Here is a 22,757-nt window from a genome sequence, read left to right on the forward strand (position 1 = left end):
CCTTAGAGCCGGCCGGTTTCTTACTGTCGATCTCGGTCAAGTGTGGGAGGGGGCTTGCTCCCGATGGCGGTGGGGCAGTCACAGATGCATGAGCTGACACACTGCTATCGGGAGCAAGCCCCCTCCCACAGTTTGATCTCCATGCATCAGGTAGATATCAGCCTGCTTTTGATCTGGCTTGTGATCTTGATCTTAGGCGCCCAGCGTGTTTGACGGGGCGCCTAAGATCAAGATCAAAAGCAAGAGCACGGCGGCCTGGTAGCCGACCTGAGTGGTGTGGAGCAAAAGCAGATCTGAGTGATCCCTCAGCCGAGAGTAGCGGCCTTAGAGCCGGCCGGGTTCTTGCTGTCGATCTCGGTTAAGTGTGGGAGGGGGCTTGCCCCCGATGGCGGTGGGGCAGTCACAGATGCATGAGCTGACACCCTGCTATCGGGAGCAAGCCCCCTCCCACAGTTTGATCTCCATGCATCAGGTGGATGCCCCGGTGTCAGGGCGGAACCCATACCAGTCACCCCCCAAATAACGGATATAGACACCACAAAAAATTGCCCCCCACCCAATCCGAAATGAAGCTTTCATGACAAAAGTTCGGTAGTCCCAAGCCACTCCCGTCTCTCCTGTGTAACGCGCTTGAGCCCACCAGAAAGGTGGGCTTTTCAGCCGCAAGCAGGATGCCAGGAGTGGGGCGATGGGAACTATGGAACGTTACTCGAAAGTGGGCATGCAGGAGCTCGACCAGCGCCTGTCGAAGATCGTCGAAGCGGCGCGCAAGAAGCCGGTGTCGGTCTATCGCTACGGCGCGCCTTGGGTATGGATCGTCTCCCAGGACGATTGGCAGGGCACCCGCAAGGAAGTCTCCAGCTACATCCCGGCCAGCCATTCCCTGGTGTTGCTGCGCCCGCAGATCGATGAAGTGCTCGACCAGCACCGCGACTGGCTGGTGGCCGAAGCCCCGATGTCGATCGCCCCGCAGACCGTGCTGCAGATCCTGCTGCTGCAATTGCTGTATTCGGTACCCAGCGAGCAGCAACTGCATGAACAGCTGAACTACAACCTGCTGTTCCGCTGGTTCGTCGGCCTGGACCTCAACCAGAAGGTCTGGAGCATCCAGGCACTGACCCGCGACATCGCCACGCTGCTGAACAACCCGCGTGCGGTGCAACTCATCCAGAAAATCATCGGTGACGTGTTTTGTGGCGCCTTGCTGCACATGCCGGAGTTCTCGCTGAACTTCGCCCTGTTGCACACCTGGCTGGCCCGCCACGGCAACACCTCGATCACCAGCAATTGAGCAGGCCTTGCGCCGGGCAATCGGCGGCGGCGGATAAAATCAGAATGTCAGGGGGCGGTGTGGAGCATCTGTTCAAATTAACGCTGGCGCTGTGTTGCGTGACGCTGGGGAGCGTGACGCAAATCGCGTTGGCCGAGGAAGAGGAAGCGGCGCGCAAGGTCGACGTCAACGAGTACTTCGTGCGCGGCAACACGGTGCTCGATGCGGCGACGATTGAGGAGGCGGTGTATCCGTTTCTCGGCCCGCAAAAGACCCTGGGCGATATCGAAGGCGCCCGCGATGCTTTGCAGAAGATCTACCAGTCGCGTGGCTACCAGTCGGTGTTTGTCGAGCTGCCGGAGCAGAAGGTCGATGACGGCATCGTCTACCTGCAAGTCAGCGAAACCAAGGTTGGCCGCGTGCGCGTGGTCGGCGCCAAGCACTATTCGCCGGTGGAAATCCGCGAGCAGGTGCCGGCACTGGAGGAGGGCGCGGTGCCGGACTTTGCCACGGTGCAGACCCAGCTGGCCGGGCTCAACCGCAGTGCCGGGCGCCAGGTTACGCCGCTGGTACGCGAGGGCCAGCGTCCGGGCACCATGGATGTGGACCTGCAGGTCGAAGACCAGAACCCTTGGCACGCCAGCATCGGCCTGAACAACGACTACAGCGCCGACACCGAGAAGCTGCGGTCGGTCGCGACCCTGGGCTACGACAACCTTTGGCAACTGGGCCACAGCATTTCCCTGACTTACTTCACCGCGCCCCAGGACACCGAGAATGCCAAGGTTTGGTCGGGTTCCTACACCGCACCGTTGAATGAGCGTTGGACCTTGCAGTTCTCCGGTTACCAGTCCGACAGCAACATTGCCACCATCGGCGGCAGCAACGTGTTGGGCAAGGGCCATTCCTACGGTGTGTCGGCCATTTACAACCTGCCGGCTGCCGGTAACTGGGCCAACTCATTCTCGTTCGGGATCGATTTCAAGGACTTCGACGAGGAAATGAAATTCGGCGCCAGCAGTGACCAGGTGCCGCTCAAATACGCGCCATTCACCCTGGGCTACAACGGCTATCGCTACACCGAGCAATCCCAATTGGGCCTCGGTCTGAACCTGATCGTCGGTACCCGCGCCTTCTTTGGCTACGGCAGCGATGCCGAGGCGTTCGACTACAAGCGCTACAAGGCCAGCGCCAGTTTTGCCGTGCTCAAGGGTGACCTGAATTACACCTATACCTTCGCCAACGATTGGCAGTCGGCGACCAAAGGCGGCTTCCAACTCGCCTCGGGACCGCTGGTCTCCAACGAGCAGTACTCGGCCGGCGGCGCCACGTCGGTGCGCGGCTACTTGGCGGCCGAGCGCACCGGGGACGAGGGCTACTTGCTCTCCCAGGAATTGCGCACGCCGTCCCTGGCCAAGTTTCTCGGCAGTTATGTGCAGGAGTGGCGCTTCTACGCGTTCGCTGAAGGCGCGCGCATGCGCCTGCACGACCCACTGCCCGAGCAAGAAGACGAATACAGCCTGGCCAGTGTCGGCCTGGGCACCCGCGCCAGTTTGAGCAAATGGTTGTCCGGCAGCCTGGATTGGGGTTACCCGCTGCTCGATGGACCGAACACCCAGAAACAGGACTCGCGACTGCACTTCAGTGTGCAGGCGACTTTCTGACTTTTTCTTCCGGAGACTTCACCCATGCAACGCCTATTCCTGAGCCTGTTGATCTGCCTGGGCTTCGCGCTCCCGGCCACCGCCCATGCCTGGTGGCAGGACGACTGGCACTACCGCAAACAGATCTCGGTCGACACCACCGCGCAAGGGGCCGCGATCAACCAGGCCCTGGGTCGTACCGCGCTGTTGGTGCGCCTGCACACCGGTAATTTCACCTTTGACGGGGTCAAGGATGACGGTGCCGACCTGCGCTTTGTGAGTGCCGATGACAAGACCGTGTTCAACCATCAGATCGAAAGCTTCGACCCGTTGATGGGCATGGCGCTGATCTGGGTCGATGTGCCCAAGGTCGAAGGCGGCCAGCGCCAGGACCTGTGGATGTACTACGGCAACCAGAAGGCCCCGGCCACGGCCAACGGCCAGTTGACCTTCGACCCGAACTACACCGCGCTCTACCATTTTGATGGCGCCAATGGCACACCGGCCCGGGACACCACGGCTTACGCCAACACCGCGTTGAACGCCACTGGCGCCGCCATCGATGGCGTGATCGGCCGCGCCTTGCAGTTCGGCGGCCAACCACTGATGTTGCCGGCCAGCCCCTCGCTGCAACATGCGGCAGGCGGCGCGTTCACCTTCAGCGCCTGGTTGCGCTTGGACCAAGCCAGTGGCGAGCAAGTGGTGCTGGCCCGGCGTGACGGCACCCATAGCCTGTTGCTGGGCTTGAACCAAGGCATGCCGTTTGTGGACATCGACGGCCAGCGCGCTGTCTCGACCCAGCCGCTGAACCCCGGCCAATGGCAGCACCTGGCGCTCACCGCCGAGGGTGAAAAGGTCACGCTGTATGTGAATGGCCGCGAAACCGCGACCCTCGCGGTGGCCATGCCGGCCTTTAATTCCCAGCTGGCCATCGGTGCCGACCTGCCGGAAGCGGGCAGCACGCACCTGCCATTCGCCGGGGCCATCGATGAGCTGCGCCTGTCCAAGGTGGCGCGTCCGGCCGCGCTGTTGCTGGCCGATGCCAGCGCCCAGGGTGCCGAATCGAAACTGGTGGCCTACGGGGTGGATGAAGAACAGTCCGGCTTCGGTTTCGGCAGCCTGGGCTTCTTGCTCAACGCCGTACCGGTGGATGCCTGGGTAATCATCCTGGTGCTGGTGGCGATGATGTTTCAGTCGTGGGTCATCATGCTGCGCAAGAACCGCCAGGTCAGCCGTTTAAGCAGTGCCAACGAAGTGTTCCGTGAGCACTTCGCGCAGATCGGCACACGCCTGGAGATGTACGCCGACGACGCCCAGTTGGGCGAGCGCTTGACCCATTCCTCGCTGTGGCGCCTGTACCTGGTGGCGGTCAAGGAGATCCGCACCCGTCGCGCCCAAGGCGCCGACACCTCATCGGTGTCGGCCGCGACCATCGAAGCCATCCGTTGCTCCATGGACGGCGTGCGCACCCGCGAAAACCAGGCGCTCAGTTCCAAACTCTCGACCCTGTCCAACGCCATCGCCGGCGGCCCGTACATCGGCCTGCTCGGGACGGTGCTGGGGATCATGGTGGTGTTCCTCGGCACGGCCATGGCCGGTGACGTGAACATCAACGCCATCGCCCCGGGCATGGCCGCAGCCTTGCTGGCCACGGCCATGGGCCTGTTCGTCGCGATCCCGGCGCTGTTTGGCTACAACCGCCTGATCACCCGCAACAAGGAAGTCAGTGCGGATATGCGCGTGTTTGTCGACGAGTTCATCACCCGCCTGGCGGAGATGCACGGCGAGAGCCAGCACAGTGAAGCCGCGCACCGCGCACCGCATCACGCATCGGTTCCTGCCTGAGGAGAATCGCCATGGCTTCCGTAAATGCCTCCCACGACGATGACGACGATGCCGCCGTCGACAGCATCAACATCACGCCCCTGGTGGACGTGCTGATGGTGGTGCTGGTGATGTTTATTTTGACCGCCACCGCCCAGGTCTCGGGCATCCAGATTCACCTGCCCAAGGCCAGCGCCTCGGTGTCGTTGTCGGAGGCCAAGACCAAGGCCATTTCCGTGAACGACGGCGGCCAGGTGTTCCTCGACGCCTACCCGGTCACCCTCGGCGAGCTGGAAGAGCGCCTGCGTATCGAGAAAGCGTTGAACCCGGACTTCCCGGTGATCGTGCGCGGCGACGCGATGGTGCAGTACCAGAAGGTGATTGAGGTACTCGACTTGCTGCGCCGGCTGGAGCTGTCCCAGGTCGGGCTGGTCACCGGCAAACCGAGTCAGGGCTGAGTCATGACCGCACAGATCCCGATTGCGCCAATACCGGTGAAAAAGAAACCGCCGTTGCGCCCGTTGAAGTGGGGCGCCGGCCTGTTGTTGGGGGCCGTGGCGGCCTGGTTTTTGTGGCAGTGGGCCAACGACATGAGTGGCGTGCGCCGCGAAGCGCCGAAGGTGCCGACGATTATCCCGTTGCCGCCGCCACCACCGCCGCCGCCGGAAAAACCCAAGGAGCCCGAGCCCCAGGTCGAAGAAAAAGTCCCGGAGCCGGTGCCCAGCCCGGAACCCGAAGAGGTCAAGCCGGCCGAGGAAGCACCGCCTTCACCTAACGAAGACCTGGCCAACCCGATGCAGATCGACGGCGACGCCCAGTCCGGCAATGACGGTTTCAACATCGGCGCGGGTAAGGGCGGTGGCATGGCCGGCAGCGGTGGCGGCGGGCTGGGTACCGGCACGTACAAGCAGTATCTGGCCGGCACCTATCAACGGCTGATGCGCGAAGACCCGGAATTACGCAAGAAGGCTTTCTCGATACAGATAGACCTGTGGTTGGGCACCGATGGCCAAGTCACTAAAGCGCTGGTGGCCAAGTCCAGCGGTGATGCCGAGACCGACGCCCAGATGCTCGCGCTGATACGTGCACCGCGTGCCGCACAGAAGCCGCCGGCGTCACTGACGCTGCCCATGCGCCTGTCCCTCAAGGGCCGGCGCCCGGATTGACTGAACCTTTTTTAACGGATTTTTACAGGAGTTGCGTACACATGATTTCCCCCGTGAATCGACTGACCCTGGCGGTTGGCATGGTCATCGCGACCCTGGTTGGCCAGGCGGCTGCAGCCCCGGTTGCGCCTTCGGAAAACGTCACCATCAACCTGATCCGTCTGCTGGTGCAGCAAGGTGTGCTGACCCAGGCCACCGCCAATGGGCTGATCGCCCAGGCTGAAAAAGAGGCCCAGCAGGCACGCCAGGCCAATGCCGTGCCGGTGGTTGCCGCAGGACCGACCGCAGCGCCCGGCGATGTGCGTGTGCAGTATGTGCCGCAGGCGGTTAAGGATCAGATTCGCGACCAGGTCAAGGCCGAGGTCATGGCCACCGCCAAGCAGGAAAACTGGGCACAGCCCAATACCTTCCCCGATTGGATCTCGCGCATCAGCTTTGATGGCGATATTCGTTTGCGCGACGAGTCACGCTACTTTTCGGGTAATAACAGCAACAATATCACCGACTTCGCCAAGCTCAATGACACCGGGCCCTATGACGTCAACAAAAACTCCAACACTAAGTTGCCGCCCTTGCTCAACACCCGCGAGGACCGCGAGAACCTGTTCCGCCTGCGCGCACGCCTGGGCATGAAAGCGGTGATCTCGCCGGAGTGGACCGCCGGCATTCGCATCGCCACCGGGTCTGACAATAACCCGGTGTCGACCACCCAGACCCTGGGCGGCGGCTTCGGCAAAAAAGACATCTGGCTGGATCAGGGTTACCTGACCTGGAAAACCACTGACTACATGACGTTGACTGCCGGGCGCATCGGCAACCCGTTCTATTCCACCGACATGATGTATTCCAACGACCTCAACTTCGACGGCGTGGCCGCGATCTTCAACCACCGCCTCAACAGCGAATGGGGGCTGTTCGGTACCCTCGGTGCCTTCCCGGTCGAGTACACCGCCGACACCGCCAGCACCAATGGTATCGACAAGGAAGACAGCGACACCAAATGGCTGTTTGGCGGGCAGATTGGCGCTGACTGGAAGATCAACCGCAGCAACCGTCTCAAACTTGCCGCCGCTTACTACCAGTTCCAGGACATCGAAGGCGAGCGTTCCAGCCCTTGCTCCACATGGCAGGGCGCGCCCGCCTGTGACACTGACGGCACGCGTGTTGCCTTCATGCAAAAAGGCAACTCGGTGTTCAACCTGCGCAACAACACCACCAACCCGACTGACCCGGCCAGGACGCCGGACCCTCAATTCGTCGGCCTGGCGTCCAAGTTCGATGTGCTGGACCTCAACCTGGTCTGGGACAGCGACCTGCCCAGCGATTTCAAGCTGCGCACCCAGGGCAACTTCATCCACAACCTGGCCTACGACAAGGGCGAAATGCTCAAGCGCAGCGAGGGCGAGATCGTCAACAACATCAACAGCAAGGGCCAGTTTGAAAGTGGCGGCAATGCGCTGATGGTGTCGTTCACCCTGGGCAGCGCGCTGGAGATGCGCAAGCGCGGCGACTGGAACGTGTTGGCCGGCTACAAGTACATCCAGCCCGACGCCTTGCCCGACGGCTTCAACGACTCTTCGTTTCACCTGGGCGGCACCAACGCCAAGGGTTACTTCATTGGCGCCAACTACGGCATCGACAAGAACATTTACGCCAGTGCGCGTTGGTTGAGCGCCTCCGAAGTGTATGGCCAGCCGTTTGAAGTCGATGTGATGCAACTGGAACTCAACACGCGCTTTTGATGCGCAGGGAGATGCCACATGAACATGCGAATCTGCGGGCTGTTACTGCTGCTGGTCACCACCGGCGCTGCGGCCGAAGGCATGGAGGAGCGCCTGCGCACGCAACTGCGCAGCACCACTCAGCAATTGCAGGCACTGCAAAGCGAACAGGCCCAGGCCAGTGCCGCGCGTATTGCCGCCGAAAACCAAGCCAAGCAGGCCCAGGCGCAAATCAAGCAGCTGACGGCTGAGCTGGAGAAGACCCGTGGCGCGGCCGAGCAATTGGCCGGCCAGCAACAGAGCCTGCACAGCCAGGCGCAGGCCCAGGTGGCGGCCAGCAACGAGCAGATCGGCAAGTTCAAGAAGGCCTATGACGAACTGCTGGTGCTCGCCAAGGGCAAAGAAGCCGAGCGTGCCCGTTTGCAGGCGCAACTGAGCGAACGTGACACACAAGTGCAGCAATGTTCAGTCAAGAATCAACAGATGTACGGCGTGGCCCAGCAACTGCTCGCGGCCTACGAAAAGATCGATGTGGCCGAGGTGATGAGTATTCGCCAGCCGTTCGCCAGCAGCGCGCGGGTCAAGTTCGAGGAACTGGCCCAGGGCTTTGGCGACGATTTGTACAAGAGCCGTTTTGATGCACCCCAGGCAACCGCCAATCATTGATAGACAGGGAAGAGATCACCATGAGCGAATTGATCACCAGCGTCACCACCCAGCGCCTCACCGAGTTGCTGCAGGAAGCCGGCTACCGGGTAAACCCGAGCGAACAAAATGGCGTCGTGCAATTGCTCAGCGCCAGCCAGGGCATCGGCTTTGCGGTGCGCTTCGGCAACCCGGCAGCAGAGCAGGGCAGCTATGTGGATTTCACCTACAGCTGTGCGCTGCGTATCCAGGGCGAGTTGCCCGAGGGCCTGGCCCAGGTGTGGAACGCGTCACGCCGCTTTGCGCGGTTGTCGGTGCAGGGCGAATTCCTGCTGATGGAAATGGACGTGGTGGTGGCCGGCGTCGGCGCCACACACCTGCGTAGCCAGCTGGAGTTGTGGGACCGCCTGTTGCAGGAATTTATCGTCTACCTGCGTGAATACAGCCAGCAGACCGCGCAGTTGCAGGCCGCAGCGGTGGGCGAAGAGGCACCCGTATTGTGAAAAAACCAACCCTGATGGTCGGCGCGGGTGCGCTGGCCTTGCTGTTGGTGGCGGTGGGCTTGAGTCTGCGGCCGGGCAGCGACCCGGTGGCGGCGCAGCAACCGGCGCCGGTGATCAATCCAGCCGCGAGCGGGCCGGCGGTGGCGCGCTTGGGCAACCAGCAAATCGACCTGCCTGAACTGAAAACCGTGTTGGCCAGCCTGCCGGCCGAATCCCGTGAGCAACTGCGCGGCAACCGTGGTGCGTTGGAAACCTGGATCCGCTCACGCCTGGCGCAGAAGGCCGTGCTTGAACAGGCCGACGCCCAGGGCTGGCGCCAGCGCCCTGAGGTAGAGCAACAGACCCGCGCCGCCACCGAGCAGATCGTGTTCCGCGACTACATGCTCTCGGTCAGCCAGGTGCCGGCGGATTACCCCAGCGCGGCTGAATTGCAGCAGGCCTACGACAGCGGCAAGGCGCAATGGGTAACGCCACCGTTGTACCGTGTGAGCCAGATCTTCCTCGCGGCGAATGACCCGCAAACCCTCGACACGGTACGTCGCCAGGCCCAGGAGCTGAGCCGTCGGGCCCAGGCCGCACCGGGTGATTTCGCCGCTTTGGCCACGCAGTTTTCCCAGGACACGGACTCCGCCGCACGCGGTGGCGACTCGGGCATGCAACCCCTGCAGCAACTGGTACCGGAAGTGCGCAGTGCGGTGTCGCGCCTCAAGGTCGGGGCCGTGTCGGACGTGGTGCAGAGTGCGGCGGGGTTCCATGTGCTCAAGCTCACCGGCCAGCAACCGGCACGCACCGCGACCCTCGACGAACTGCGTGAGCGCCTGACCCAGGCCCTGCGCGCCCAGCGCCAGGAGCAGATCGCCAAGGCTTACCTCGAAGGCATGCTCAACACCGCGACCCTGAGTATCGACGGCGCCGAGCTGAACAAGGTGCTGGAGTAATACGCGTCAACCCGCATTGGATGCACAGACCACAAGACAGGGAGTCTCCCATGGCATTTCTAGAACCGTCTGCCCCCCAGGGGCCCGCCGCTTATCGCGCACCCGCCGAGGGCCGCAGCCGTTGGCTGGCCTTGGCCGATGAGATCGACCCGGAGGTGGCGCGCTACTTTCTGGTGAGTGCGCGCTGCGGGTGTTTCATGCAAGCGGCGCGCAGCTTGAATATCAAGGCGACGCTGCTGCGCAAGCGCCTGGCGCAGTTGGAAGAGCAACTGCGGCATTCGCTGTTCAGCTACCAGGGCAATGGTTTGGTGCTCAGCCGCGACGGCCAGCAATTACAGGCGCAGCTGATTGCGCTGGCCCATGAACGCCGCTTGCCGGTGACGGAGCAGCCATTGATTCGGCTGGCGGTGGCGGAGCCGATCCTGCATGACATCCTGGGTCGCGACCTGATCGCCTTGCTGCGCCGCAATGCCAGCGTGCGCCTGGAGATCATCTCCATCGACAGCCAGTTGTCCCTGCAAGCGGTGGATGTGGATGTGGTGCTGTGGTTGTCGGATGCCGACGGCCCGAGCCCCGGCCCGAGTTTTCCCACTGAACCGCCGCGAGCCCTGGCGCGCTTGCAGTATCTGCCGCATATCGCCAAGCGTTATTCGCGGTTGACGACACGCCCGGACAGTGTGGAAGACCTCGACGATTACATGCTGGTGCAATGGCAGCCCGATGCGCAGGTGGAGGCTTTGCAGGCCTGGAACCAGGTGGTGCAGCAACGCTTGGCGGCAGTGGTGCAGGTGCATGCGTATTCGCTGATGCTGGAGATGATTCGCTGCGGTGCGTGCATTGGGTTGCTGCCGCATTACATGAGCAGTTTTGACCGAGGCTTGGTGGCGTTGCCGGGGTTGTTGGAGGCGCGCATGCAGCGGCAGGTATGGTTGGCGGTGAATACGCAGGTGGAGGATGCTGAGGCGGTAAGGATGATCGTAGAATTGATCGTGGGCACGTTTGAAGGACGGCGCGAGTGGTTTGACTCCAACGCACCTACCTTGTAGTGAGCGGGCTTGCCCCGCGCTGGGTGGCGAAGCCGCCCCAATAAGGACAGCGCGGTTCTTCAGAAGGAATAGCGGCGCCTGGTTTAGGGCGGCTTCGCCACCCAGCGCGGGGCAAGCCCGCTCACTACGGTGTGCGGCGGGCCAGGCAAGGTGACAGAAAGGCAGGCGGGCCAATCCGAACTCAGCGTTGCAATGCACCCCGGAAGGTTGCGCTTAATGCGCGCAAGGTTTCCTTGGAGCGGCCATCGCTGATACGGCTGTAAAGCACCACTTCACTCACGGGTAGGGTGGGCAAGCCGTATTGCTCGCTCACGTCCACCGCGCCAGACGGTGCCACGCGGTGGGCGAGGGCGGCGACGCCGAGTCCGGCGCTGACGGCGGCGCCGACGGCCATGACGCCGCCGCCGACAAATACTTCGGTCCAGTCGATGCGCGCCGCGTCCAGTGCACGGGTCGCCAAGTGCCGCACGCCGCAGGGCGCGGCCATGGTCGCCATGCGCAGGGGCGTGCCGGGGCTGTGTTGCCAGGTGGGGGCGGCGAACCAGCCAAAACGTTCCACCGCCAATACTTCGCCGTCCTGGCGGTCGCCCTCGTTGCGCACGATCACGGCGTCCAGCTCGTTGCGATCGAAGGCGGCGACCAGCTCGCGGGAGGAGGCAATGCGCACTTCGAGGATCACTAACGGGTCGTAGGCGGCCAGGCGGCTGAGCCAGGTTGGCAAGTCGGGGCCTGCCACGTGGTCGCTGATACCGATCACCAGGCGGCGGAGTGCGTGGCTGGCCATATCGCCCAAGGCGCGTTCATGGGCGTTGAGCAAGGCGCGGGCGGCGACGATGAAGTGTTCGCCTTGGGGCGACAGCCGCACATGCCGGGGCGTGCGTTCGAGCAAGCGATAGCCGAGGCGTTCTTCCAGGCGCTTGAGCTTGAGGCTGATCGCCGCCTGGGAGGTGTCGAGGGCTTCGGCGGCGCGGGTGAAACTGGCGAAATCGGCCACCCGTACGAAAGCCTGGACGGTGTCGATGTCCAGCGGTTTGAGCGCGTCAGTCATATTTAATCCTTATCGCACTTATATCGGCTGATATCTTGTTGAAATCATCGCGGCTGCGCAAGCTGAATCCTCATCTTGCACAGGAGTTCTCGCATGTTTGCCAAACAGTATTCACACCGTTTGCCTGCCGACTACGACATGGGCGTGATTCGCCGCCGCGCTGCGCAATTGGGGCCATTGTGGGATAACGCCGAGGGGTTGCTGTTCAAGGCGTTTATCGCCCAGGAGCGCGGCGGTAATGTGTATTCGTCGGTCTACTTGTGGGCCGATCCGTTGCAGGCCGCTGACTTTTTACTCGGCGAGCGTTTTCAGAAAGTGCTCGACAGCTTTGGTCGCCCACATATCGAGAGTTGGTTACCGCTGGATGTGCAGTGGGGGCCGGCGCAGGGCGCGTTGAGTTTGTATCGCGAGGCGTGGCCGCTGGAGCCCGGAGCGGACCGCGCCAGCCTATTGGCCGAGGAGAAACGGCGTAATCAGCAGGTGGCGGGGCGCAGTGACACGTTCGCGGTGTGCCTGGCGCTGGATGTACAGGCTTGGCGGTTGGTTCGGTTTACGTTGTCGTCCGCAGCGCTGGACGAGGCGCGTCAAGGCACGGGTTACCACGTGCTCTACCTGGCACAAGGCGTTGCGCCCCAGCCATAACTGCGCCAGTCTTGAGGCCTTATCTTTTCGGTCTCAAGCACTCTGCAATGCACACCACTCGTTTGACGCTCATTTGCCACGCCGTCACGCCTCTGCAAAAACAGGGGCGTTTTCCTGATGACGAGGCGGTGGTGATGGATTGGCAAGGCTCGGCGTTGTCGCTGGCTGATCGCTATAAGAAAACCCGGCGCCTGTTATGTGGGCCTGAGGCCAGGACGCGGCAGACGGCAGGCTTGTTCGGCGATGACGGGGTGATCGAGTTCGCGTTGCGCGATGCTGATTTCGGGCAGTGGAAGGGCCAGGACATCGGCCAGTTGGAGAGTGACACGCTGAACACTTGGCTCACTGACGCCACGTGCGCGCCCCATGGGGGCGAGTCGGTCGAGCAGATCTGCTGGCGGGTGGGAGAGTGGATGAAAACCCTCGAATCCCAGCCCGGCCATGTCTTGGCCATCACTCATCCCTTTGTGATCCGTGCCGCGATGTGGCATGTCATGCAGTTTCCACTGTCGATGTTCTACCGGATCGACGTCGAACCGCTGTCCGCCACTGAGCTGCGTTTCAACAACCTCTGGCGCCTGCGCCTGGACACTCACGCCTAGGCGCCTGAACATGGCAAAATCCACGCCCCGCACTGAGAGCAACCCATGAAACGCATCCTGATCATCGGCATTGGCGCCGGCAACCCTGACTACATCACGATGCAGGCCGTGAAGGCGCTCAACCGCACCGACGTGTTTTTCCTGATGGACAAGGGCCAGAGCAAAGACAAGTTGATCGACCTGCGCCGCGAGATCTGCGAGACCTACATCACCGAGCCGGGCTACCGCTTCGTCGAGGCCGATTGCCCCGAGCGTGTGCGCGGCGACATCGATTACACCACCGCCGTGCAGGACCTCAACCGCGACAAGCAGCAGACCTTCGAACGCATGATCAACGAAGAAATGGCTGACGGTGAAGTGGGCGCTTTCCTGGCTTGGGGCGACCCTGCGTTGTACGACAGCACCATTCGCATCCTGCAGGCGATCTTGGCCAGTGGCCGCTGCACCTTTGAGTTTGAAGTGATCCCCGGCATCACCAGCGTGCAGGCCCTGGCCGCCCAGCACAAAGTCCCGCTGAACCGCATCGGCAAGTCGGTCGAGATCACGACCGGGCGCCGTCTGGCGGCGGGGCAGGCCAGCGACGCCGACACCTTGGTGGTCATGCTCGACGCCGAAGACTCGTACCGTACGGTGGCGGCGCAGGATCTGGATATCTATTGGGGCGCCTACCTGGGCACCCCGGACGAGATACTGATCAGTGGCAAAGTGAGTGAAGTCGCTGAAGAAATCGAACGGGTGCGCAAGGCGGCGCGCCTGCAAAATGGCTGGATCATGGACACTTATCTGCTCCGCAAACCCTGAGGTAACGTCCCATGCTCAAATTGTTTGCCCTGGCGCTGACCCTGGTGGCCGGTGCCGCTCATGCCGACGATACGCTGCACACCGACTTGCCATTGTCGTACCTGGAACAGACCCAGGGCGATTCGCGCAACCAGCCGCTGGTGATCTTCCTGCACGGGTTTGGCAGCAACGAGGAAGACTTGTTCGGCATCAAGGATGCGCTGCCGTCTACCTGGACTTACCTGTCGGCCCGTGCGCCCATGCCGGTGGACCCGCACGGCTATCGCTGGTTTACCAAGACGCCCGGTGACGGCGATTACGATGGGGAGACCGCCGACCTGCAGCGCAGCGCCACGTTGATCGAGGATTTTGTCGGCAAAGCCACCACCAAGTACCACACTCAACCTGACCGGGTGTTCCTGGTCGGCTTCAGCCAGGGCGCGATCATGTCCTACGAGGTGGGCTTGCGCCGGCCGGAGCTGGTGCGTGGGATTGCGGCGTTGAGTGGCAGCGTGTTGCCGGTGCTCAAGGCTGAGCTGAAGCCGGATGAGTCACTGGGTAAATTGGCGATCTTCATCGGCCACGGCACGTTGGACCAGGCGTTGCCCTTTACCTCGGCGACACGGGCGAATGAGGTGTTGACGGGGTTGGGGTTGAAGCCGGAGTTTCATGGTTATTCGGGAATGAACCATACCGTCAGTGCAGCGGAAGTGCAGGACCTCAAAGCCTGGCTGGAAAAAAGCCTGAATTAAACGCGGTCGAACACTGTGGGAGGGGGCTTGCTCCCACATTTGGACCGAGTTGTTGGGAAGACTGTTATTTCCCGCCGGTAATCAACTTCACCAGCGCCGCATGCCCCTTCGCATCATCCGCGCGCGAAATCGCCTGAATCACCAGCAAGTGATTGCCCGAACCGGCCAGGAACGTGGAGTTCAGCGTCTTGCCGCCGCCTTGGGTGGCGGTGCTGTCCACCTGGCGCAGGCCCAGGCCCTTGAAGGTCAGTTTCTTCTCGCCTTGTTTCTTGAAGTCAGGCAGCGCAGCGCCTTGGTCCTTGACGAAGCCGGCCACGGCGCCATCAAGGAATTTCGCGTCGTTATCCCCGATGGTTACCCCATCGTTGCGCACGGTTTCGGCGACGATCACCACACTTTTCGTGGTCTGGTTGGCGTACATCGTGCCTTGGGTGTCGGCGGTGCCATCTTCGGCTTTGCCGGCGGGCAGGGTGTCGGCAGCGTAGGCCTTGGGCAGGTTGAAGGTGAACTTGCCGCCCAAGGTGGAGATGGTTTGCGTGGTTGGCTTAGCGGCGGCGAACACGCTGCCGGCGGTCAGCGCGAGGACCAGCAAGGCGGCGGTCTTGGTGAAAGTGGCCATGAAGCGCTCCAGGGATGAACGAAATTGCGGCGTATTCTGTCAGAATTTTCGCAAAATCGTTCATCCGAAGCCTCACACCTTGTCGGACTCTTCCTCAAGCCGATCCATTTCAAACAGCCTTGCCAATTCAGCCCGGGCTTCCTGGGCGGTTTGCATGACTTTGGCGGCGTCGTCGTAGACCGCGTGCTGCGCGGCCAGCACCTGCAAGTCGTGGTTTTTGAAGCGGGTGATGCGCGCATCGGCCTGGGCCTGGCTCAACCCCAGGCCTACCAGGGTGCGGCGGCTCATTTCGAGGCTGGAGTAGAAGGTCTCGCGAATCGGCGAGGCATCCAGGTCGACCAGGCGGTGCACGTGCTGGCGGTTACGTGCGCGGGCGATGATCTTCATGTGCGGGTAGAGGTTGCGCACCAGCTCGGCGGTCTTGATGTTGATCTCCGGGTCGTCCATGGCGATCACAAAAAACTCCGCCTGGTCGACTTTGGCCGCGTGCAGGATCTCGGGGCGTTGCGGGTCACCGTAGAACACCGGCATGCCGCCGAAGCTGCGGGTCAGCTCGATGGTTTCCACCGAGGTGTCCAGCGCGATAAACGAGATGTTCTGCGCGCGCAGGATCCGCGCCACGATCTGGCCCATACGGCCCATCCCGGCGATCACCACACGCGGCGCATCGCTTTCGATGGTGCGGTATTCCTCGGGCACTTCCACGGTCTTGACCTTGGGCTTGAACAGCTTCGGGCACACCAACAGCAGCAGCGGCGTCACCGCCATGGACAGGGTAATCGTCAGTACGAGCACATCGTAGAGGTGGGGTTCGAAGAGGCCTTGGTCGCGGCCGATCTTGAACACCACAAAAGCAAACTCACCGCCCGCTGCCAGCACCACACCCAGGCGCAGGGCGCTCTCGCGATTGAGATCACCGACCATACGGCCCACCGCGTACAACAGCGGCAGCTTCAGGCCGATCAGCAGCAGCGTCAGCCCGATCACCACCAGTGGCGAACTGAGCAGCAGGCTGAGGTTGGCGCCCATGCCCACGCTGATAAAGAACAGGCCCAGCAGCAGGCCCTTGAACGGTTCGATCTGGGATTCCAGTTCGTGGCGGTATTCCGAGTCCGCCAGCAGCAGGCCGGCGAGGAAGGCGCCAAGGGCCATGGACACGCCCACCAGCTCCATCAACCAGGCGGTGCCGATCACCACCAGCAACGCCGTAGCGGTGGAAACTTCACGCAGGCCGGTCTTGGCAACGATGCGAAACACCGGCCGCAACAGGTAGCGACCGCCGATGATCACCACGGCGATGCTGCCGAGGATCTGCAACACATGCTGCAGGCCCTGGGCTTCGGTGGTCGGGTGATCGCTGCCGGCCAGCAGCGGCACCATGGCGATCAGCGGGATCGCAGCGATGTCCTGGAACAGCAAAATGGCAAACGCCAGGCGACCATGGGGTTGGTTCAGCTCTTTGCGCTCGGCCAGGCTTTGCAGGCCAAACGCGGTGGAGGAGAGCGCCAGGCCAAGGCCGAGCACGATGGCACTGTTCCACGACTGGCCAAACAGCCATAACGCGACAACACCCATCACCAGGCCCGTGAGCAGCACCTGGGCCAGGCCGACGCCGAATACCGCCTTGCGCATCACCCATAAACGCTTGGGCGACAGCTCCAACCCGATGATAAACAGCAGCAGCACCACGCCCAGCTCGGAGAACTGCGCGACACTTTGCGGGTTGCCGATCAACCCCAGCACCGACGGGCCGATGATCACACCGGCGAACAGATAGCCCAGCACCGCGCCCAGTTGCAGGCGTTTGGCCAGGGGCACGGTCAGCACGGCGGCGAGCAGGAACACCACGGCTGCTTGTAACAGGTTGCCTTCATGGGGCATTGCGAACTCCAGGATCTTTAAAACCAATCAACAGGCGGGTATTAGAGCGCTTTTTACAGGTCGATAATTGTGTTTTTGCAGCGCGTGATCGTGCTGAGAGGCATTGCTGTCAGGGCGGAAGGATGTACAAACAATTTCCCAAGGGCGGCGGGTGGCGGCTCGTCCAGTTTATCTACTACGTTTTATGCTCTTGAGTTTATATTCCTTGGGTGGCATATTTGCATGGATTGGGACATTGAATACACGGATGAATTCGGAGACTGGTGGGCGGGTTTGGGGACAAAGGAGCAAGTGTCGGTATCCGCCAGCGTTGACCTGCTGGGGCTTTTCGGACCGGGCTTGGGCTTTCCCCACAGCAGCGATATCAAAGGTTCCCGGCACGGCAACCTGCGGGAACTGCGCCTACAACACGCGGGGCGCCCTTATCGGGTGCTGTACGCATTTGATCCACGGCGATGCGCGGTATTACTGATGGGTGGGGACAAGACCGGGCAGCACCGCTGGTATGACCAACACGTCCCGGTGGCAGAAAAGTTGTACGACGTACATTTGCAAACTTTGTGTAGAGAGGGCCGTAACCATGGCTAAGAAATTCGCCGAACTTCAAGCCCGCATGACGCCACAAGCGCGTGCTGAAGCCAAGCAGTTGTTCCAGCAACACCTGCAGCAAATGCCCCTGCATGAGCTGCGCAAAGCCCAGCAGTTGAGCCAGCAAAGCCTGGCGAAGGCATTGAACATCAACCAGGCGGCCGTCTCCAAGATGGAGCGGCGTACCGACATGTACATCAGCACGTTGCGCGATTACATCCGTGCAATGGGCGGCGAACTGGAGATTATCGCGACCTTCCCCGATGGCCAGGTCAAGATCGACAATTTCGCGTATTGAAGGTTGGCAGTCGCCCGGCCATGCGCCGGGCTTTTTCGTGCGGGCTTACTTTTCCGCCTGCATCACCGCGCCTTGGCTGGTTGGAGCCAGGTTCGCTGGCCGGCGATACAACCCCACCGCCAACCCGGCGATGATGATGCCGATCGAGATCAGGTTAGGCGTTGAAATGCGCTCGTCGAGCATCAGCATGGAGCTGGTAATGCCGAATACCGGGATCAGCAACGACAGGGGCGCCACGGTGGACACCGGGTACAGCTTGAGCAGCGAGTTCCAGCCCCAGTACGCAAAGTGCGTGGCCAAATACACCTGGAACAGGATCGACAGGATCGCCGTCAGGTCGAGGCTGGCTTGCAAACCTTCGAACGCGGCGCTGCCGTGCATCAGCCAGGCCGTGAGGAACAGCGGAATCGGCGGGATCAGGCTGGCCCACACCATGAACGAGAAGATCTCTTTCACCCCGGACTTCTTGATGATCACATTGCCCACGCTCCAGGCCACCGCACTGAGGACGATCAGCATCACGCCCAGCACGGCATGGTTGCCTTGCTGGGTGGAAATGATCCCTGCGAGGCCGATCAAGGCCAATACCGCGCCGATCATCTGCGCGCCACGGATCTTCTCTTTGAACAGCACAAAGCCCCAGCCCATGGTGAAGAACACGCTGAGTTGAATGATCAATGAGGCAATACCAGGGCTCACACCCACTTGGATGCCGTAGTTGATCACGCCCCACATGCCCAACCCGAAGATAAAACCGTAGGCGGCCACGTAGCTGAATTTAACGGCAGGACGCTTGATAAAGAACACCAGCGGCAGGGCGGCGAGGGCAAAGCGGATACCCGTGAGCACAAACGGATCGATGGCGCGCAGGCCCAGTTTGGTGATGGGGAAATTGACCCCCCACACCAGGGTGACGAGCACGGCAAGTGACAAATGTTTTTTCAGCATGGACCCTCCTTGGGTCAGGCGGCACAGCGCAATTGCGATGTGCCGCCGGAAAGTCAGTTCAAGGCGAACCGTTTTTGCATCAGGCACAGCCCGGCGATTTCCATCAGCAGATTGTCTGCCGAGGCGCGTTGGGCGGGGGACAAGCTTGGCAGGGTTGCCAGCAAGGCGCGTACTTTACGTGGCTCGAAGAACGGCACGTTGCTCAGTGCCGGGCCGCTCAACACGTCGTTGATCATTTCATACAGCTTCGATTGTGGGCTCTCGGACGCCGGCGGCGCGCGGAAGTATTGCTTCTTGCGGTCCAGCACGGCCTGCGGCACATACGGGCGCATGGCTTCGCGCAGGGCGTATTTCTCGGTGGCGCCGCGCACTTTCATGTTCACCGGCAGGCGGCAGGCGGCCTCGATCACTTGATGGTCGAGCAGCGGTGGGCGGCCTTCCAGGCTGCCGGCCATTTCCATGCGGTCGCCCAGGGAGGTCAGCACCACGTTGGGCAGGCTCGACTTGGCGACCATGTACAGCGAGCGGTTGACCGGTTCCCAGCCGTTCAGCGCCCGTGGGCTCAGACGGTCGTAGAACTCGCGATAGGCGTCGGTATTGCTGAAGCGCTCACGGAAGTCATCGCTGTACAACTGCGCCAGAGGCCCGAACAACGCTGATTGGGTTTGCAGCCAGGACACGCCGTGGCCCAGTTCGTCCTGCACCCATTTCACATCGTTCTTGCCGCCGGGCAGGTAGCGATCTTCGCTGGCGTGCAGGCGGCGGGCGAGCTCGGCGATTGCCGTCGGGTCTTGGTTTTCGTGGTTGTACAACACCATGTCGCGGCGATAGTGCGGGTAGCCACCGAAGACTTCGTCGGCGCCTTCACCGGTCAATACCGCGCGCATGCCCTGGTTCTGCACGTATTTGCACAGCAGGTACTTGGCCACGCTATGGGCGTTGGCGAAGGGCATCTCGGCGTGCCACAGAGCGTTTTCGAAGTTGTCCGCCATGTCGGCGGAGTTCACCGACAGCACATTGAGGTGGGCGCGGTTATGCCGGGCGGCAATTTCAGCGTACTGGCGTTCGTCGTAGGCCTGCTCGCCTTCGAAGGACAAGTGGAAGGCCTGCAGCGGCTGGCCGGTCAGTTCGGTGGCGATGCCCAGCATGGCCGAGGAGTCCAGGCCGCCGCTGAGGCACACACCCACCGGCACATCGGCGTGCAAACGCAGGCGCACGGATTCTTCGATGGTGTGGCGCAGCGAGTCGATCATCTCGGCTTCACTGCGTTGCTCGGTGGCCTGGGCGTCGGGGAAATCCCAGTCCCAATACTGTTCGGTTTGCAGGCCGCTTTCGTCAGCGATGATCCAGCAGCCGGGTTTGACGCTGCGAATGTTGTTGAACACGGTACGGTCGCGCAGGATAAAGCCCCGGTTGGCGTAGGCTTCGTGGTCCCACTCTGCGGGCACGCCGGCGGCGAGCAAGGCTTTGATTTCGGACGCGAAGTACCAGGCGCCTTCATGCTCGGTGTAGTACAGCGGCTTGACGCCCACTCGGTCACGCACGGCAAACAGCTTTTTGCGTAGGCGATCGAAGATCAGAATGGAGAACTCGCCGCGCAGTTGCTTGAGTCCGCGTACGCCGTGACGGCGGTACAGGTGCATGGCGATTTCGCTGTCGGACGAGGTCTTGAAGCGGCAACCGTAGTCCTCCAGCTCCGTACGAATGCGTTGATAGTCATAGAACTCGCCGTTGACCATCATCACCAGGTCGCCTTCATCGGCGACGATCGGCTGGGTGCCGTTACCCAGGCCGACCAGGCCCAGGCGCACATAACCGAAAGCGGCCTGGCCCTTGGGGTCGAACCACTGGCTGGAGCTGTCCGGGCCACGATGATGGATCGCACGCAGGGCGGCATCGAACAGGTTGGGGTTGAACGCACGAGGTTGTTTGGCAAAGACGCCAATGTATCCACACATGACAATTACTCTATTGAATTTGTAGTGATCAGCGACACGCTGGGTTCAAACGGTGATGAACGGTTCGTTCATCCCATGCAGCTCAGGCAGCACCGCTTCGGGGCGTATACCGATGGAACTGAGGATCTCGGGCATGGCCGAGTAGTCCGCTTCGCCGGTCTCGGTGAATTGAGTCGGCAACAGCAGTGAGCGATCACCGAACACTTCAAGCAGCTGCGGCAGGATGATTCGCCACGCCGAAATCTCGCGCATCGGGAAGATCCGGATGGAGTTGGCGATGCCGCGGGTGAACAGCGTGGTTTGCTGCGGGGTAAAGTCACCCACCACCTGCTGCACGAACAGCGGGAAGATGTGTTTGTGCACCAGCTCGTCTTTTTTGTGCAGGGCCACCACGTGACGAAACACCGGCTGGATGTCCGGCGCGTCACTGAGGTCGGCCAGGTAGTCGCTGATAAAGGTTTCCGAGACCAGCGAGAACGCCAGGCGGTAGATTTTGAAGTCCGCCTCGGACATCGTGGCCTGGGCCTGGCTGAGGTGGCGGGTCAGTTCCAGCTCCGGCCATTTAATGCGCATGCCGCGCTGGGTAATCGCCAGCTCACACATGTTGATCGAGAACAGTGTGTGGTAGGCCTCATCCGCCAAGGTTTCGGAAATCGTCGCGGCGCTGGCCGAGCTCAGGCGCGAGCCCAGCTGCAGCAGGTCGATGCAGGACGGGCAGATGATTTCGGTTTCGATGGCGATGGTTTTCTGGTTGTAGATCACCCAGCCGGCCGACAGGATCAGCAACTTCAGGGCATGGGGGTAGTGTTGGTAATGCGGGTCATGGGCGAAAGGTAACAGGGCCTCGAGAAAGTCCGGCGCTTGCAGGTCAAGCTGGATATCCGGGCGTTGGGAGTCGAGCTTGATCTGTGCGCGTTTGTGCCAGCTGCGTTCGATTTTGATCAATCGTTCATCGGTCGCGTCATTGCTGCGATAAAGATCGTCTTGAGTGCTGTGCTGAAACATGGTTTCACCGGTTGATAGTGAGTTGTGAAGGCCATCCATGGTTTGCCGAGGTGCGCTCGGCAACGTTCACGACCGGGAGTTACACCGCTGGCGCGGTCTGGATCTTGTCCTTCTTGCGATCCAGGAAATCCGCCAGGCGATCCTGTGTGCGGGTGTCGGAAGACACCACGGCGGCAATCAAGGCTTCCGTCATCAGCCCGTCCTGCTGGCTTTGATCAACAATGCGTGGCAACACATGGGTCACCGCGTAATTGGTCATGGGCAGGTTGCCGGCGATCTTGTGCGCCAATTCGGTGGCCTTGAGCACCGCCTGGCCGACCGGCACCAGGTACTGGGCCACGCCGCGCTCGTAGCTTTCCTTGGCGTAGAGCGTGCGGCCGGTGAGCATCATGTCGGTCATCAGGGCAATGCCGGCGATGCGTGGGAAGCGCACCGAGGCGCCGACGCCGACATACAGGCCGCGCATCGCTTCGGGCAGCGAGAAGAAGGCGCTGTCATCGACCACGCGCAGGCTGCAGGCGGTGGCAATCTCCAGGCCGCCACCGATGGCGGCACCGGTAATGGCGGCTACCACGGGCACCTTGCCGAACTGGATCAGTTCGAAGGTCTTGTGCCATTCGCGAAAGGCCTGGACGTTATCGATCACCGACTGGTCGCGGATTTCCGACAGGTCCAACCCCGTGCAGAAATGCTGGCTGGTGCTGTAGAGCACCGCAGCACCAATGCCTTCTGGGATGTGGGTGAAGGTCTCGCGCAGTTCGTGCATGACTTCCAGCGACATGGCGTTGCGCTTCTGCGGGCGGTTGAGTCCCACCATCAAAACAGCGCCGTCCACGCGTACGTCCAAGTAGTTTTTGACAGTCATTTTCCGAATATCCCT

Annotated in this window: 23 protein-coding genes; 16 read left to right on the top strand and 7 right to left on the bottom strand. The window is 61.7% G+C overall.

Annotated elements, in window-relative coordinates:
- The first annotated feature begins 697 nt into the window (after nucleotides 1-697).
- The 10 genes from K7431_RS31335 to K7431_RS26640 are packed head-to-tail and all read left to right on the top strand — an operon-like array spanning nucleotide 698 to nucleotide 10,756.
- Nucleotides 698-1,291, top strand: coding sequence for a transposase (locus K7431_RS31335; RefSeq protein WP_043205185.1), 594 nt, complete (start codon nucleotides 698-700; stop codon nucleotides 1,289-1,291).
- Nucleotides 1,292-1,350: 59 nt separating this feature from the next.
- Complete coding sequence (locus K7431_RS26600) at nucleotides 1,351-2,934, top strand: ShlB/FhaC/HecB family hemolysin secretion/activation protein (protein WP_043205186.1); 1,584 nt, start codon at nucleotides 1,351-1,353, stop codon at nucleotides 2,932-2,934.
- A 24-nt stretch (nucleotides 2,935-2,958) separates the two neighbouring features.
- The gene (locus K7431_RS26605; RefSeq protein ID WP_012723652.1) at nucleotides 2,959-4,758 is read left to right on the top strand and encodes a DUF2341 domain-containing protein; all 1,800 of its coding nucleotides are present in this window, start codon (nucleotides 2,959-2,961) and stop codon (nucleotides 4,756-4,758) included.
- 11 nt (nucleotides 4,759-4,769) lie between these two features.
- A complete protein-coding gene (locus K7431_RS26610) occupies nucleotides 4,770-5,195 on the top strand; it encodes an ExbD/TolR family protein (protein ID WP_010211136.1) in 426 nt (141 codons plus the stop codon).
- 3 nt (nucleotides 5,196-5,198) lie between these two features.
- The gene (locus K7431_RS26615; protein WP_012723653.1) at nucleotides 5,199-5,903 is read left to right on the top strand and encodes an energy transducer TonB family protein; all 705 of its coding nucleotides are present in this window, start codon (nucleotides 5,199-5,201) and stop codon (nucleotides 5,901-5,903) included.
- Between the two features lie 41 nt (nucleotides 5,904-5,944).
- The gene (locus tag K7431_RS26620; RefSeq protein WP_012723654.1) at nucleotides 5,945-7,645 is read left to right on the top strand and encodes a putative porin; all 1,701 of its coding nucleotides are present in this window, start codon (nucleotides 5,945-5,947) and stop codon (nucleotides 7,643-7,645) included.
- A gap of 18 nt (nucleotides 7,646-7,663) precedes the next feature.
- The gene (locus tag K7431_RS26625) at nucleotides 7,664-8,290 is read left to right on the top strand and encodes a hypothetical protein (RefSeq protein ID WP_012723655.1); all 627 of its coding nucleotides are present in this window, start codon (nucleotides 7,664-7,666) and stop codon (nucleotides 8,288-8,290) included.
- Nucleotides 8,291-8,310: 20 nt separating this feature from the next.
- Nucleotides 8,311-8,772 carry a YbjN domain-containing protein gene (locus K7431_RS26630; protein WP_012723656.1) on the top strand — a complete coding sequence of 154 codons (462 nt, stop codon included), beginning with the start codon at nucleotides 8,311-8,313 and terminating at the stop codon, nucleotides 8,770-8,772.
- Nucleotides 8,769-9,710 (top strand): peptidylprolyl isomerase, encoded by a 942-nt coding sequence (locus K7431_RS26635; RefSeq protein WP_012723657.1) that lies wholly within the window; start codon nucleotides 8,769-8,771, stop codon nucleotides 9,708-9,710. Before K7431_RS26630 ends, K7431_RS26635 begins: the two co-directional genes overlap by 4 nt.
- Before the next feature lie 50 nt (nucleotides 9,711-9,760).
- Nucleotides 9,761-10,756, top strand: coding sequence for a LysR family transcriptional regulator (locus K7431_RS26640; RefSeq protein ID WP_012723658.1), 996 nt, complete (start codon nucleotides 9,761-9,763; stop codon nucleotides 10,754-10,756).
- Nucleotides 10,757-10,937: 181 nt separating this feature from the next.
- On the opposite strand, the gene K7431_RS26645 is transcribed toward K7431_RS26640, so the two are convergent.
- Nucleotides 10,938-11,804 carry a LysR family transcriptional regulator gene (locus K7431_RS26645; RefSeq protein ID WP_012723659.1) on the bottom strand — a complete coding sequence of 289 codons (867 nt, stop codon included), beginning with the start codon at nucleotides 11,802-11,804 and terminating at the stop codon, nucleotides 10,938-10,940.
- A 93-nt stretch (nucleotides 11,805-11,897) separates the two neighbouring features.
- Between K7431_RS26645 and K7431_RS26650 the strand changes: the two genes are divergently transcribed.
- From K7431_RS26650 to K7431_RS26665, 4 genes are read left to right on the top strand one after another with little or no spacing between them, the layout of a single operon-like run.
- Nucleotides 11,898-12,446, top strand: a complete 549-nt coding sequence (locus K7431_RS26650; protein WP_012723660.1) for a DUF4865 family protein — start codon at nucleotides 11,898-11,900, stop codon at nucleotides 12,444-12,446.
- A gap of 47 nt (nucleotides 12,447-12,493) precedes the next feature.
- Nucleotides 12,494-13,048 carry a histidine phosphatase family protein gene (locus K7431_RS26655; protein ID WP_012723661.1) on the top strand — a complete coding sequence of 185 codons (555 nt, stop codon included), beginning with the start codon at nucleotides 12,494-12,496 and terminating at the stop codon, nucleotides 13,046-13,048.
- 45 nt (nucleotides 13,049-13,093) lie between these two features.
- Nucleotides 13,094-13,849 (top strand): precorrin-6A synthase (deacetylating), encoded by a 756-nt coding sequence (gene cobF / locus K7431_RS26660; RefSeq protein ID WP_012723662.1) that lies wholly within the window; start codon nucleotides 13,094-13,096, stop codon nucleotides 13,847-13,849.
- A gap of 11 nt (nucleotides 13,850-13,860) precedes the next feature.
- The gene (locus K7431_RS26665; RefSeq protein WP_012723663.1) at nucleotides 13,861-14,580 is read left to right on the top strand and encodes an alpha/beta hydrolase; all 720 of its coding nucleotides are present in this window, start codon (nucleotides 13,861-13,863) and stop codon (nucleotides 14,578-14,580) included.
- A gap of 64 nt (nucleotides 14,581-14,644) precedes the next feature.
- On the opposite strand, the gene K7431_RS26670 is transcribed toward K7431_RS26665, so the two are convergent.
- On the bottom strand, nucleotides 14,645-15,199 hold the full coding sequence (locus K7431_RS26670; RefSeq protein WP_012723664.1) for a hypothetical protein: 555 nt from the start codon (nucleotides 15,197-15,199) through the stop codon (nucleotides 14,645-14,647).
- 72 nt (nucleotides 15,200-15,271) lie between these two features.
- The gene (locus K7431_RS26675; RefSeq protein ID WP_012723665.1) at nucleotides 15,272-17,080 is read right to left on the bottom strand and encodes a monovalent cation:proton antiporter-2 (CPA2) family protein; all 1,809 of its coding nucleotides are present in this window, start codon (nucleotides 17,078-17,080) and stop codon (nucleotides 15,272-15,274) included.
- Nucleotides 17,081-17,302: 222 nt separating this feature from the next.
- Between K7431_RS26675 and K7431_RS26680 the strand changes: the two genes are divergently transcribed.
- Complete coding sequence (locus K7431_RS26680) at nucleotides 17,303-17,668, top strand: type II toxin-antitoxin system RelE/ParE family toxin (protein ID WP_012723666.1); 366 nt, start codon at nucleotides 17,303-17,305, stop codon at nucleotides 17,666-17,668.
- Nucleotides 17,661-17,966, top strand: a complete 306-nt coding sequence (locus K7431_RS26685) for an XRE family transcriptional regulator (RefSeq protein ID WP_012723667.1) — start codon at nucleotides 17,661-17,663, stop codon at nucleotides 17,964-17,966. The genes K7431_RS26680 and K7431_RS26685 overlap by 8 nt, the downstream gene beginning before the upstream one ends.
- 45 nt (nucleotides 17,967-18,011) lie before the next feature.
- Here the strand turns inward: K7431_RS26685 and K7431_RS26690 are convergent, their stop codons facing one another.
- The 4 genes from K7431_RS26690 to K7431_RS26705 all read right to left on the bottom strand — a co-directional run bounded on the left by K7431_RS26690 (nucleotide 18,012) and on the right by K7431_RS26705 (nucleotide 22,742).
- Entirely contained in the window at nucleotides 18,012-18,914 is a 903-nt protein-coding gene (locus K7431_RS26690; RefSeq protein WP_012723668.1) for an amino acid metabolite efflux pump, read from the bottom strand.
- A gap of 53 nt (nucleotides 18,915-18,967) precedes the next feature.
- Nucleotides 18,968-20,872, bottom strand: a complete 1,905-nt coding sequence (gene asnB / locus K7431_RS26695) for an asparagine synthase (glutamine-hydrolyzing) (protein ID WP_012723669.1) — start codon at nucleotides 20,870-20,872, stop codon at nucleotides 18,968-18,970.
- Between the two features lie 45 nt (nucleotides 20,873-20,917).
- Nucleotides 20,918-21,877 carry a diiron oxygenase gene (locus K7431_RS26700; RefSeq protein WP_012723670.1) on the bottom strand — a complete coding sequence of 320 codons (960 nt, stop codon included), beginning with the start codon at nucleotides 21,875-21,877 and terminating at the stop codon, nucleotides 20,918-20,920.
- 79 nt (nucleotides 21,878-21,956) lie between these two features.
- On the bottom strand, nucleotides 21,957-22,742 hold the full coding sequence (locus K7431_RS26705; protein WP_043205189.1) for a crotonase/enoyl-CoA hydratase family protein: 786 nt from the start codon (nucleotides 22,740-22,742) through the stop codon (nucleotides 21,957-21,959).
- Nucleotides 22,743-22,757: the final 15 nt, after the last annotated feature.

Source organism: Pseudomonas fluorescens group sp. (assembly GCF_020093335.1).
Classification (GTDB): Bacteria; Pseudomonadota; Gammaproteobacteria; order Pseudomonadales; family Pseudomonadaceae; genus Aquipseudomonas; species Aquipseudomonas petroselini.